This window comes from Arthrobacter sp. KUASC02 (genome assembly GCF_059739395.1).
The window spans coordinates 1,383,381-1,395,382 of the sequence record NZ_AP046053.1 but is presented as its reverse complement, the minus strand read 5'-3'; the positions used below and the strand labels follow the sequence as shown (position 1 = coordinate 1,395,382).

Sequence of the window (12,002 nt, the reverse complement as noted above, 5' to 3'; positions counted from 1 at the left end):
CAGGCCGCGGCCCGGTAGGGTGAAACGCATGAGTGCACCGATTGACCTGAAGGCAACGTTCATCCCCAACGACGGCGAATTCTTCCGCGTGAAGCTCGCCCTCGAAATCGCGATCGACGAGGTGGTGAATGAGCCCGGCTGCATCCGGTATGAACTGACGGAGGCCACCGAGGAAAAGCTGGTGCTGACTGAGCAGTGGGCCTCGGAGGAGGACCTGGCGAAGCATTCCAAGGGCACCGCCGTCCAGGACCTCAACGAGTCGCTGAGCGCGCTGCTGGCCGAACCTGTCCAGCTCGAACGGCTGTAGCGCCCGCCGCCTTCCTGAACTACTTCCCGAACAAAACAACGCGGGGCCGCTTCGCCGGCATGAACCTTGGGTTCATCGGCTGAAGCGGCCCCGCGTTGGATTTTAAGTCATTGTGCAGCGGGGTTTTAGGCCTCGGGAATCTGCGTGCCGTCCTGCTTGCCGGCAGCCGCGGCCGCCTCAGCCTGCGAGCGTGCCACGTGCGCGTGGACTTCTTCCATGTCCAGTGCCTTGACGGCGTCAACCACCTGTTCCAGCTGCTGGGCGTTCAGCGCGCCGGGCTGCGAGAACACCAGCACCTTTTCGCGGAAGGCCATCAGCGTGGGGATGGACGTGATTCCTGCCTCGGCGGCCAGCTGCTGTTCGGCTTCGGTGTCCACCTTGGAGAAGACGACGTCCGGGTGCTTCTCGGATACTGCGGAATAGGTGGGTCCAAACTGCTTGCAGGGACCACACCATTCGGCCCAGAAATCAACGAGGACGATGTCGTTGTTCTCGACGGTTGATGCGAACTGTTCACCTGTAATGTCTACGGTAGCCATGGGTCAACGGTACGCGAGCCGCCCGGTGATGTCCCGATCGTTTCGCTCATGGCACACCTCCTGGCGTGCGAGCGCTGTCGCCCGGCGCCCGCGTCCCGGCCCCCGCGTTCCGGCGCCCACGTCCCGGCGCCGCGCCAGCTGCAAGGCTTCAGTGCCAGACGTGGGGGGCCTCGCGGCGGGAGCCGGGCAGCGCGTTGGTTTCGCGCCACTCGTGGATCCACTCCGGCAGTTCGAGTCCGGCCGGCGGCTCGCCGAACTCCCGGAAGATCTCTTCCTGGCTGACCGGTTTCCCCTTGCTGACCAGCCTCGTGGCAATGTAGGCGCGGGCATAGATTTCGCCGTCCGCCACCATGCGCTGCTCGAAGTAGATGGCCTTGGTGTCCAGCCCGATGATGCGGGTTTCGATGGTGTACTGCTGCCACAGCTGCAGGGACTTCCGGAAGGCGATGGTCTCCCCCGCGGCCACGGGCGACCAGCCACGCCGGCGCATCTTCTTCCAGGTTCCGCTCCGCGCCATGAGGTCAAACCGGCCCAGATCCATCAGCGAGAAGTACATCCCGTTGTTGACGTGCATGGCGATGTCGATGTCTGTGGGCAATACGCGCAGCTGCAGCGAGGAGCTGCCCCAGATACTCAGGGGCGGCCTGCGGGAAGAAGTGAAAAGGAGCAGGAGTGTTCGCAAGAGGAGGTGCATGAACCCATGTTACCCACCAGTAATATCAGTGGCCAAGAGCCGCCGCCCTTAGGATTTCAGCATGACGCAGCAACGCTACAGGGACATCGCCGAGTGGCCCCTGATGGGAACCGCACTCGTTTTCCTGACTGCCTACGCCTGGCAGGTGATCGGCCACATCGAAGGGCGGCAGGCCGACGTCCTTGAAGGCGTCATGTGGATCACCTGGGCTGTCTTCGCTGCCGACTATGCCGCCAACCTGTGGCTCGCGGACAACAGGAAGCGCTGGTTCATCCTCAACCTGCACGAGCTGCTGATCGTTGCCCTGCCGTTCTTCCGGCCGCTCCGGCTGCTCCGGCTGGTCACCCTGCTCTCCGTTCTGCACCGGACGGTGGGCGAGACACTTCGTGGCCGCGTGGTCACTTACGTGGCCGGCTCCGCTGTCCTGCTGGTGTTCGTCGGCGCCCTGGCCGTCCTCGACGTCGAACAAAACGCCCCTGACGCCAAGATCCTCACATTCGGGGACGCCGCCTGGTGGGCCATCACCACCATCACCACAGTGGGCTACGGGGACCTCTTTCCCGTCACCCCGATTGGCCGCATGGTTGCCGCGGCCCTGATGATGAGCGGCATCGCAGTGCTGGGTGTGGTCACGGCCTCCATTGCTTCCAGGCTGGTGCAAAGGGTCGAGGAAAACACGGAAGCGGCGGTGGAATCGGCCGAACTTCCCGTCCGCGCGGACGTCCGCGAACTGCTGGTGGAAGTGGCCGCCCTGCGCCAGGAATTGGCGGAACTGCGCCGCGAACGCCAAAACGAGACTTAATTCCCCGCAGGGAGTGCGAATTCCAGAAAGGCAGTCATCGGACATCCGGATCCGCTGACTGCCTTTTTCGTGCAATTAGTCCAAACGGGTGAATTAGATAAACCAGCAAGATTCCGTCAATATTCTGCATTAGCCCCCGGGCTAACTAATTAACCAGCCAGGCCGCACTCACGTAGGCGAGGCGCCCGCTGGCCCTGGATAGCATGAAAGTACAGGCATACCTGCGTCGGGGCGAGTAGCCTTCCGCCCCTTTGCGAGTGTTCCCGCCGTCGAATAGCGAAGCCGTTAGGTACCCACCGCACGGCCGCGGGTGCCGCGCACAAATAGTCGGGTAATTCCCACTCGTGCAGTGATTACACCCCATTCATAGACTCGATATTCCTAGGGAAAGCAGCATTCCGGAATTACACATGGCCACCACGTGGGCATGGGTCTAATCACTCGGCCTCCGAAATTACTCAACGTTTCGGCAGGTCACTTCATGCGCCTCCATGCAGCGGCCGCACTATCACGCGGCCGGCTTCCGGCGCACCGCCACCCTGGGGCCCGCTGTCCTGTTGACCCCAAGGCAATTGACTCTCGGGGGGAACCGATGGATCAAAACGAGCTTTACTCCGGGGGCAGCTCACCTGCCCCAACCACCACAAAAAGTAGCGCCACCGCCACCAGGCTGAGGACACTGCTGGCCGCGGGCGCCGTAGTCACGGCAGTCGCATTGACTGCCGTCGGCTACTCCGCCGCAGCGCAGACGTCCCGCGTCAGCGACGCCCAGGCAGTGACGGCACCCGCACCAGAAGCAGACAAATCCGCAGACAGGCCGGCGACAGCAGGTGCGGGGACGCCGGAGGCGGCCGTCGCCGCCGTCCCCGAAGCCGCTGCGCCGCCAGCCCCGGCCGCCGAACCGGCACCTGCCCCGGAACCGGCTCCAGCCCCGGCTCCGGCTCCGGCTCCGGCTCCGGAAGAGTCCAACCTGTACACCGTGGCAGCCGGCGACACCGTGGGGGCCATAGCAGCCCGCTTCGGCGTCGACATGAACGCCATGCTGGCGGCCAACGGCCTGGGCGTGTACTCACCGATCGTGCCCGGGCAGGTGCTCAAGCTGACGGGACCCGCCGTCGCCGCACCGGCACCCGCACCCGCGGCTGCTCCGGCACCAGCGGTGGCGCCGGCCCCGGCCCCGGCGCCAGCCCCCGCTCCGGCACCTGCCCCGGCTCCTGCCGTCCGCACGATCTATGTGGCGGGTGCCGGCGGCCAGTCCATGGTGGACGCCTGCATCGGCCCCATCCATTTCACCCCGACCGATGCCTACGCCCTTTTCATCACGGAGCACGACTTCTGCGGCGGGTGGGCACGGTTCTCGGGGATCGGCGTCGGCGAAACTGTCAGCATTCCGGGCTACGGGACCTACACCGTCGTCGGACGCGGACAGGTGCCGAATCCGGGCACCACCAACAATGTCTCTGCGATCTTCGGCGGCTTCCCGCGGGTCATCCTGCAGACCTGCATCCCGGGAACCAACCAGATGCTGGTGATCGGACTCAACTAGGGTCCCCTCAACCAAGGGTCCTAGGCTTGTCCGCGGTTCCGAACCTTCAAGGCCGGGAGCCACGGACAAGGCTCTGCCGGAAGGCCGCCCTGGCCCATAAGGTCCAAGCGCTTAAACAGAAAAGTCTCCGGAACCTGGTGGTTCCGGAGACTTTTCCTTGGGTGGCAGATGAGGGATTCGAACCCCCGTAGGCGTTGCCAGCTGATTTACAGTCAGCCCCCTTTGGCCGCTCGGGTAATCTGCCGAACTTCAAAAGAAGATCACTCGCGGCTGCTATGTTCAGAACGGCTGTTTCCAGTCCGTTTCGCTTCCAGTAACCGCGGGCAAGACAACTTTACAGAACTTCTGCCGAAGAATCGAATCGAGCAGCGAAGGCCGCCAAATACCCCGGAATTCCGCCAAAAATCAGGCTTCACCAAGAATGCGTCCGGCCAGTTTCGCTTCGAACTTCGCAGCCTGCTCCTCGGTGATCTGGTTCAGCTGCACCGCCCGCATCAGATCCGAGTGGACGCCGTCCAGCCGGGAAGGAGCATCTGCTACGGGGCTCAGGATGATGGAGGCAGCCACCGCGGCGGCTGCGACGGAGGTGGCTGCGGTGGCGAGCGTGGTGGCGGCCGCGGCAGTCGAGCGGGTGACGTAGCGGACGGCTTTCTGGTGCATGGCGGGTTCCTTCCGGGGCAACTCTTCCAACACCTCCAACTCTGGGGCCCAAGACTTCGTTCCCGCCATGTGTCCGCTATGAGGAAACTGTGAATCGGGCGGAGCGGACCCGGGCCTTCACTTGGACGCCATCCGTACTAGGCTGGAATGCAGACAGCACCGCCCCTGAAGGGGCATCCAGGCGATCAGCAGGAGGACAGTTATGGCAGGCGAATCCACATTCGACGTCGTCAGCAAGGTAGACAAGCAGGAAGTTGCCAACGCGCTGAACCAGGCGCAGAAGGAACTGGCCCAGCGCTACGACTTCAAGGGCGTTGGCGCAGAGGTCGATTTCAGCGGTGAAAAGATCCTGATGAAGGCCAATTCCGAAGAGCGCGTGCTCGCCGTCCTGGACGTTCTGCAGTCCAAGCTCATCCGTCGCGGGATCTCCCTGAAGTCGCTGGACACCGGCGAGCCCTACGCATCCGGCAAGGAATACCGGCTGGAAGCCTCCATCAAGGAGGGCATCGCCCAGGACCTCGCCAAGAAGATCAACAAGCTGATCCGCGACGAGGCGCCGAAGTCCGTCAAGTCCCAGATCCAGGGCGATGAACTCCGGGTGACGTCCAAGTCCCGCGATGATCTCCAGGCCACCATGGCCCTCCTGAAGGACTTTGACGAGGCCGACCTGCAGTTCGTCAACTTCCGCAGCTAGACCGCGGCCGCCGTTTTCGACGCGCAAAATTCCACACGCCACGCAAAAAGGCTGGCGACACCGATATACGGGTGTCGCCAGCCTTTTTGCGCGTCGGGAACCACTTTGCGCGTCGGAAGTACGACGGCGGCAGCTCAGCTGAGGGGTCCGCGCGCCATCAGTTCCAGCCGGGCGATGCGGTCCTGCATGGCCGGATGCGTTGCGAACATCCTGCTCATGCCGCCGCCACGGAACGGGTTGGCGATCATCAGGTGCGAGGTGTTCACCAGCTTCTGGTCCTGCGGGAGCGGCACCATCTGGACGCCCTGATGGATCTTGCGCAGGGCTGAGGCGAGCGCCAGCGGATCGCCGGTGAGCGCGGAGCCGTCCTCGTCGGCGTCGTACTCCCTGGTCCGGGAGATGGCCGACTGGATCACCATCGCCGCCAGCGGGGCAAGCAGGGCCATGGCGAGCATCGCGAACGGGTTGGAGTTGCGCCGGTCCCCGCCGCCGAAGAACAGCAGCATCTGCCCCACCGAGGTGATCACACCGGCCACGGCCGCAGCCACGGACGACGTGAGGATGTCCCGGTTGTAGACGTGCATGAGCTCGTGGCCCAGCACGCCGCGAAGCTCGCGGGTGCTCAGCAGCCGCAGGATGCCCTCGGTGCAGCAGACCGCGGCGTTCTGCGGGTTCCGTCCGGTGGCAAAGGCGTTCGGCGCAGGCGTGGGCGAAACATAGATCCGCGGCATGGGCTGGCTGGCCTTGGCCGAGAGCTCACGGACAATCTGGTAAAGCTGGGGGGCCTGTTCCTCGGTGACGGGGTAGGCCTGCATGGACCGGAGGGCGATCTTGTCGCTGTTCCAGTACCCGTAAGCTGTGGTGCCCACGCCCACCAGCGCCATGATCCAGATGGGGGTGGTGCTCCGCATGCTGCTGCCGATCACGGCGCCCAGCCCCAGCAGCACCGCCCAGAGCACCCCGAACAGCGCCGCGGTCTTCAGTCCGTTGTGGTGATTATGCACTGTGCCTCCTCACGAAGTTCCCCCGTTGTTCCTGACTAACGTGCCGCTACGGAACGGGGTTCCGCGCGTCGTACTTCAGGAAACCGGACTGCCAGCGTGCCACCGCCCAAGCCACGGCGATGCACAACAGGCCGCCCAGCAACAAAACCCAACCTTCACTCAAAAGTTTAGTGCCGCCGCCGGCCAGCATGTCGCCGATCCTCGGGCCGCCTGCCACCACCACCACAAACACGCCCTGGAGCCGCCCGCGCAGGTGGTCCGGCGTCGCCGCCTGGAGGATGGTGGTACGGAAGACGGCGCTCACGGAATCCGAAATGCCAGCCAATGCGCAGCAGAGCGCGGCGGGCAGCAACCACCACGTCACACCGTCCACCCCGGAGCGCCCGGCCAATACCACCACCAGCCCGAAGCCGGCGATGGACGCACCCCAGCCCATAACGGACCACACCACCGCGCTGCCCTGCCGCCGGATACCGCCCAGCGGCCCGGAGAACAGCCCGGCCAGGAACGCACCAACAGCCGTGGACGCCAGGAGCACGCCCACGGTGGCTTCGCCGCCCCCGATCATCACCGCGCCGATCGCCGGCATCAGTGCCCGCGGCTGGGCGAAGATCATGGCCACGAGGTCGATCACGAACGTCATCCGCAGGTTCGGGCGCGTGCCCAGGAAACGGAAACCCTCGACGACGGAACGGAGGCCGGCGCGGTGCGCCTCCTTGCCCGGCGGCATGGGCGGCAGCTTCAGCAGTGCCCAGAAGGCAAACACGAAGCTCACCACGTCCAGCGTGTAGGTCCAGCCGAAGCCGACCCACGCCACCAGAACGCCGGCCAGGAGCGGACCGGCCGTCATGGCCAGGCCGAAGCTGATCAGGCTCAAAGCGTTGGCCGCCGGCAGCAGTTCCTTGCGGACCAGCATCGGGATGATGGCGCTGCGGGCCGGCTGGTTGATGGCCTGCGCGCCGCTCTGGACGGCCACCAGAGCGTACAGCAGCCACACGTTCCCCACCGCCAGCCAGGCCTGTGCGGCCAGCGCGGCCGTGGTCAGCCACAGCACGCTGGTCGCCAGGAGGGCCACCCTGCGGCGGTCGTGGGCATCGGCGATGGAGCCGCCCAGCAGTCCGCCCAGCACCAGGGGAACCAGCGCGAAAATACTCAGGAGCCCCACGTAGAGGCTGTCCTGCGTCAGCCGGTACACCTCCAGGCTCACCGCAACCAGGGTCAGCTGGCTGCCGAGGTTGGAGACGGCGGATCCGAGCCAGAGCCGGCGGAAATCGGGGCTTTCGCGCAGCGGGGTGAGGTCAGCCAGAAGTTTTGCCACTGGGCAACTCTAGCCGCGGGCGCCTGCGGAACCGGGGCTCCCGGGTGTTTACCTTGGCCTTGATAGTCTCGGGGTGAGTCCCGGGCGGGAATCACCACGGTGGAGGGAGTGCGCATGCAGTTGTCCAGGCGGCTGCTTTTCGGCTCGTCGGTCTGGGAGGTCACCCGGCCGCGCACTCCGCTGACTTCCGGCCACCTGATGATCCGCCTCAGCGATCCGGCAACGGCCCTGGACCACCGATCGGCGGCCGACTGGCTGCGCTGCCACAATGCTGCCCGCAGGGCATTGGCCGACGTCCTCGGCGCTGATACCTGCACTTTGCTCTTCGCACACCGCTGGCATTCGCTCGGCGCTTCGATCGGCGAGCCGGCGGCGGAATCCTCCACCCCCACGTTCCACCTTTTCGGCCGCTGGGACGGTGAACCGGTCACCCCGGCGGAACAACTCTCCCTGCCTGCGCAGCGCAGGAAGCCCGCGTCGGACCAGGACCTGGACAAGTACGACGCCGGCCTGCGCACCGCGTTGCTGAAGGCGGCAGCTTCTGCGGCACGCCCGGAGGCGAGCCCGGATTCCGGTGCGCCGCTGCCCGCCATCCGCACATGGCCGCCGTCGACCCCGGCAGGGTCCCACCACACGGTACTGTCCCCGGAACGGCCCCTCGGGTCCGTCGAGGATGTGGCCCCGGCGGAACTACTTGCGCTGGCCGCAGCGTTGGAAGGCCTGGCGCTTCGCCAGGCCGTCGCCGGCCTCAGTTGCATCGTGCCGGATACCGCCGTCACGGACGGGCGCCTGGAGCTGCACGCGCTGGGCCGCTCCGCCGGTGAAGCCGTGAACCCCTTTGAAATGTTGCTCCATTCTCCGGAGATTAGCCTCGCCTTATTGTGATTTAGTCATAATAAGTGCTTGAATGGGGCTATGACAGTTCACGAGGCCGGCCAGGATGCATGGGCAGCCGCCCTGCGCGCCCACGGCCGCCGGGTGACCAAACAGCGGCTGGCGGTCCTCACCGCCGTCGAACACCACCCGCACTCGCCGGCCGAAAGCATCCTTGCCGCCGCCCGTGAGGAGCTGCCTGAGATGACCGCGCAATCCGTGTATGTAGTCCTCGGGGACCTCACGGACCTGCATATGCTGCGCCGGTTCGAACCGCCCCACTCCCCTGCGCTCTACGAGACGCGGGTGGGCGATAACCACCACCACGCCATCTGTATCAGTTGCGGGCGCGTGGAAGACGTGGACTGCGCCGTGGGCCATGCGCCCTGCCTCACGCCGCACTGGGACGAAAACTCCGAGCCGATGACCATCCAGATCGCTGACGTTATGTACCAGGGCATCTGCCAGGACTGCCAGCGCACCCAAAAGCTACCCGCCGAACGAAACTAAGCAACAAACCCAAACATAGGAGAAAGATGACCTTGAACATCTCTGCGCCCGCTGTGTCCACCACACAGTCCGGTGCTCCCGTCACGTCCGATGCACACTCGAAGGCTGTCGGCGCTGACGGCGCCATCATCCTGACCGACCACTACCTGATCGAGAAGCTCGCCCAGTTCAACCGCGAGCGTGTCCCGGAGCGTGTCGTGCACGCCAAGGGCGGCGGCGCGTTCGGTAAGTTCACGGCGTCCGAGGACGTCTCCAAGTACACCAAGGCCGCGTTCCTGCAGCCCGGCGTCGAGACCGAGATGCTGATCCGCTTCTCCTCGGTCGCCGGCGAGAACGGCTCCCCCGACACCTGGCGGGACCCCCGCGGCTTCGCCGTGAAGTTCTACACCTCCGAGGGCAACTACGACCTCGTGGGCAACAACACCCCGGTGTTCTTCATCCGCGACGGCATCAAGTTCCCGGACTTCATCCACTCCCAGAAGCGCCTCCCGGGCACCCACCTGCGCGACGCGGACATGCAGTGGGACTTCTGGACCCTGTCCCCGGAGTCCGCGCACCAGGTCACCTGGCTCATGGGCGACCGCGGCCTGCCGGCTTCCTGGCGCGAAATGCAGGGCTACGGCTCGCACACCTACCAGTGGATCAACGCCGAGGGTGAGCGCTTCTGGGTCAAGTACCACTTCAAGTCCAACCAGGGCGTGAAGACCATCACCGGCGACCGCGCCGAAGAGCTGGCCGGGTCGGACGCGGACTTCTACATCCGCGACCTGCAGGAAAACATTGCCGCCGGCAACTTCCCCTCCTGGGACCTGCACGTCCAGGTCATGCCCTACGAGGACGCCAAGACCTACCGCTTCAACCCGTTCGACCTCACCAAGGTGTGGCCGCACGCGGACTACCCGCTGATCAAGGTCGGCACCATGGAACTGAACCGGAACCCGGAGAACTACTTCGCGCAGATCGAGCAGGCCACCTTCGCGCCCTCGAACTTCGTGCCGGGCATCGCCGCGTCGCCGGACAAGATGCTGCAGGCCCGCATCTTCTCCTACGCCGACGCGCACCGCTACCGCGTGGGCACCAACCACGCCCAGATCCCGGTGAACCAGCCCAAGAACCAGGTCAACAACTACAGCCAGGACGGCGCCGGACGTTACCTCTTCAACGCCCCCTCCGTCCCGGTCTACGCCCCGAACTCGGTCGGCGGCCCCGCCGCCGTTGAGCCCGCGGTCGCCGGCGGCGGCTGGGAGAACGACGGCGAGCTGACGCTCTCCGCACACTCCCTGCACGCAGAAGACGGCGACTTCGGCCAGGCCGGCACGCTGTACCGCGAAGTGTTCGACGACGGCGCCAAGGCCCGCCTGCTGGACACCATCACCGGTGCAGTCGGCGGCGTCAAAACCCCCGAAATCAAGGAACGCGCCATCCAGTACTGGACCAACGTCGACGCCGACCTCGGCGCCAAACTCCGCGCCAACCTCGGCGCCGGCCAGACAGAATCCGACGCCGAGGCAGCCAACAAGCTGTAGCCTCGTTGTCCTGCGGCGCCCCCGGTCCCGCTGACTGCGATTCACCTGAACACCCCGCTGCGGACCATCCGCGGCGGGGTGTTCTGCGTCCGCATGCCGTTTTCCACATACGGGACCCGGGCCACTGGCCCGGCAGGCGACGCCGCCCTAGGCTCCCTACATGAACACATTCGCCGGTATCCCCGCCGCTGCTTTCGGCTTTTATGCCGATCTTGAGCAGAACAACAACCGGGAGTGGTGGCTGGAGCACAAGCCCAGCTACGAAACGCTCGTCCGGGAACCGCTGACTGCCCTGTTGGCCGGGCTGGAGCCGAGGTTCGGGCCCGCGAAGATTTTCCGGCCCAACCGGGACGTCCGGTTCTCCCCGGACAAGTCGCCGTACAAGACGGCCCAGGGCGCCCTTGCATCGTTCCAGGAGGGGGTGGGCTACTACGTGCAGATCAGCGCCGACGGGCTCCTGGTGGGCGGCGGCTGCCATTCGAGCTCACCGGCCCAGCTTGCCCGTTTCCGGAATTCCGTGGACGCCACCGCAACGGGCGAATCCTTGGAGCAGATCGTCCGCAGGGTTGCCGAGGCCGGCTTCACTGTGGAAGGGGAACGGCTCAAGACCGTGCCCAGGGGCTTCCCGCGCGACCATCCCCGGGCGGAGCTCCTCAAACACAAGTCGCTGTCCGCCAGCCAAGGGCTGGGTGAACCGGACTGGCTGTCCACGCCTGCGGCCACTGAGGAAATCGGCCGCCTCTGGGACGAGCTGAGGCCGCTCGTTGAATGGATGGGCCGCCACGCCGCGCCCTAAACTCACACCGCCTAAGGCGTCAGACGTGCCCTTGGGCGTCAGACGTGCCCTTGGGCGTCAGACGTGCCCTTGGGCGTCAGACGTGCTGGCCGTCGGTGGCCAGGCGGTGCTCAAGGTTCGAGAAGAACACGGCCACCATCAGTTCGAAAGCCTTGGTCGCTTCCTCGGGCTGGTTCATCACCACAAAATCGAACTGCAGCCCGTAGAACGTGGAGGTGAAGAGGCGGGCGTCGGTGTCCGCGTACTCGGGTCGGATGCCCTGTACCACCAGCCAGTCGCGCGCTTTGTCGTGGAGCATGCGGAAGTGGTCCTGCGCTGTTCCGCGGGGCGAGGCCGCCACGACGTCCTGCGCGGTGGCCTCGAACTCCAGCCTTGCCAGGTGCCGGTTCCGCTGGGCCATGGTCCACTGCCAGGATTCCATCAGGAAGGACCGCCAGGCCTCCCGGTCAATGTCGCGCACGTCCGTGGTGCGCATGCTGTCCAGCCGGGACTCGATGGAGCGGATGATCTCGTTGACCAGCTGTTCCCGGTTGCCGAAGTGGTAGACCAGAACGTAGGAGCTGATGCCCAGGCCCTCTGCGAGGCTCCGGAACGTGAGCTCGGCCAGGGTCTTGTCCATCAGGTAGTCCTGGATGGCGGACAGCAGCTCCGCCTTGCGCTCGGGTTTAACAGCTCTGGCCATGACTCCATCTTATGGAGTCATGGCCAGAGCGACTTCCGCGGGGCCCGCGGG

At 65.5% G+C, this 12,002-nt stretch carries 14 protein-coding genes and 1 tRNA gene; 8 read left to right on the top strand and 7 right to left on the bottom strand.

The window, feature by feature from the left end:
• Positions 1–28 precede the first annotated feature (28 nt).
• Entirely contained in the window at positions 29–307 is a 279-nt protein-coding gene (locus AC6JAC_RS06360; protein WP_028269669.1) for a putative quinol monooxygenase, read from the top strand.
• A 125-nt stretch (positions 308–432) separates the two neighbouring features.
• Here the strand turns inward: AC6JAC_RS06360 and trxA are convergent, their stop codons facing one another.
• The gene (trxA, locus tag AC6JAC_RS06355) at positions 433–846 is read right to left on the bottom strand and encodes a thioredoxin (protein ID WP_390244796.1); all 414 of its coding nucleotides are present in this window, start codon (positions 844–846) and stop codon (positions 433–435) included.
• A gap of 148 nt (positions 847–994) precedes the next feature.
• On the bottom strand, positions 995–1,540 hold the full coding sequence (locus tag AC6JAC_RS06350; protein ID WP_497963981.1) for an acyl-CoA thioesterase: 546 nt from the start codon (positions 1,538–1,540) through the stop codon (positions 995–997).
• 61 nt (positions 1,541–1,601) lie between these two features.
• Here AC6JAC_RS06350 and AC6JAC_RS06345 point away from each other — a divergent pair, with 61 nt between their 5' ends.
• Both AC6JAC_RS06345 and AC6JAC_RS06340 read left to right on the top strand, forming a co-directional pair.
• Positions 1,602–2,342 carry a potassium channel family protein gene (locus tag AC6JAC_RS06345; protein ID WP_497963979.1) on the top strand — a complete coding sequence of 247 codons (741 nt, stop codon included), beginning with the start codon at positions 1,602–1,604 and terminating at the stop codon, positions 2,340–2,342.
• Between the two features lie 592 nt (positions 2,343–2,934).
• Positions 2,935–3,888: a LysM peptidoglycan-binding domain-containing protein gene (locus AC6JAC_RS06340; RefSeq protein ID WP_497963977.1), complete on the top strand. Its 954-nt coding sequence runs from the start codon at positions 2,935–2,937 to the stop codon at positions 3,886–3,888.
• 162 nt (positions 3,889–4,050) lie between these two features.
• Here the strand turns inward: AC6JAC_RS06340 and AC6JAC_RS06335 are convergent.
• Both AC6JAC_RS06335 and AC6JAC_RS06330 read right to left on the bottom strand, forming a co-directional pair.
• A tRNA-Tyr gene (locus AC6JAC_RS06335) sits at positions 4,051–4,132 on the bottom strand.
• Between the two features lie 161 nt (positions 4,133–4,293).
• Entirely contained in the window at positions 4,294–4,548 is a 255-nt protein-coding gene (locus AC6JAC_RS06330; protein ID WP_497963975.1) for a hypothetical protein, read from the bottom strand.
• A 202-nt stretch (positions 4,549–4,750) separates the two neighbouring features.
• On the opposite strand from AC6JAC_RS06330, the gene AC6JAC_RS06325 reads away from it, so the two are divergent.
• Complete coding sequence (locus AC6JAC_RS06325; protein WP_003804256.1) at positions 4,751–5,242, top strand: YajQ family cyclic di-GMP-binding protein; 492 nt, start codon at positions 4,751–4,753, stop codon at positions 5,240–5,242.
• A 134-nt stretch (positions 5,243–5,376) separates the two neighbouring features.
• Here AC6JAC_RS06325 and htpX read toward each other — a convergent pair whose 3' ends face one another.
• On the bottom strand, positions 5,377–6,246 hold the full coding sequence (gene htpX, locus AC6JAC_RS06320) for a zinc metalloprotease HtpX (RefSeq protein ID WP_028269675.1): 870 nt from the start codon (positions 6,244–6,246) through the stop codon (positions 5,377–5,379).
• 46 nt (positions 6,247–6,292) lie between these two features.
• Entirely contained in the window at positions 6,293–7,564 is a 1,272-nt protein-coding gene (locus tag AC6JAC_RS06315) for an MFS transporter (protein ID WP_028269676.1), read from the bottom strand.
• A gap of 114 nt (positions 7,565–7,678) precedes the next feature.
• Between AC6JAC_RS06315 and AC6JAC_RS06310 the strand changes: the two genes are divergently transcribed.
• The 4 genes from AC6JAC_RS06310 to AC6JAC_RS06295 all read left to right on the top strand — a co-directional run bounded on the left by AC6JAC_RS06310 (position 7,679) and on the right by AC6JAC_RS06295 (position 11,269).
• Entirely contained in the window at positions 7,679–8,449 is a 771-nt protein-coding gene (locus AC6JAC_RS06310; RefSeq protein WP_497963972.1) for a hypothetical protein, read from the top strand.
• 30 nt (positions 8,450–8,479) lie between these two features.
• A complete protein-coding gene (locus AC6JAC_RS06305) occupies positions 8,480–8,947 on the top strand; it encodes a Fur family transcriptional regulator (RefSeq protein WP_028269678.1) in 468 nt (155 codons plus the stop codon).
• Positions 8,948–8,973: 26 nt separating this feature from the next.
• The gene (locus AC6JAC_RS06300; protein ID WP_497963970.1) at positions 8,974–10,473 is read left to right on the top strand and encodes a catalase; all 1,500 of its coding nucleotides are present in this window, start codon (positions 8,974–8,976) and stop codon (positions 10,471–10,473) included.
• Positions 10,474–10,633: 160 nt separating this feature from the next.
• Positions 10,634–11,269: a DUF2461 domain-containing protein gene (locus AC6JAC_RS06295; RefSeq protein WP_497963968.1), complete on the top strand. Its 636-nt coding sequence runs from the start codon at positions 10,634–10,636 to the stop codon at positions 11,267–11,269.
• A 76-nt stretch (positions 11,270–11,345) separates the two neighbouring features.
• On the opposite strand, the gene AC6JAC_RS06290 is transcribed toward AC6JAC_RS06295, so the two are convergent.
• Positions 11,346–11,951 carry a TetR/AcrR family transcriptional regulator gene (locus tag AC6JAC_RS06290; protein WP_028272762.1) on the bottom strand — a complete coding sequence of 202 codons (606 nt, stop codon included), beginning with the start codon at positions 11,949–11,951 and terminating at the stop codon, positions 11,346–11,348.
• Positions 11,952–12,002: the final 51 nt, after the last annotated feature.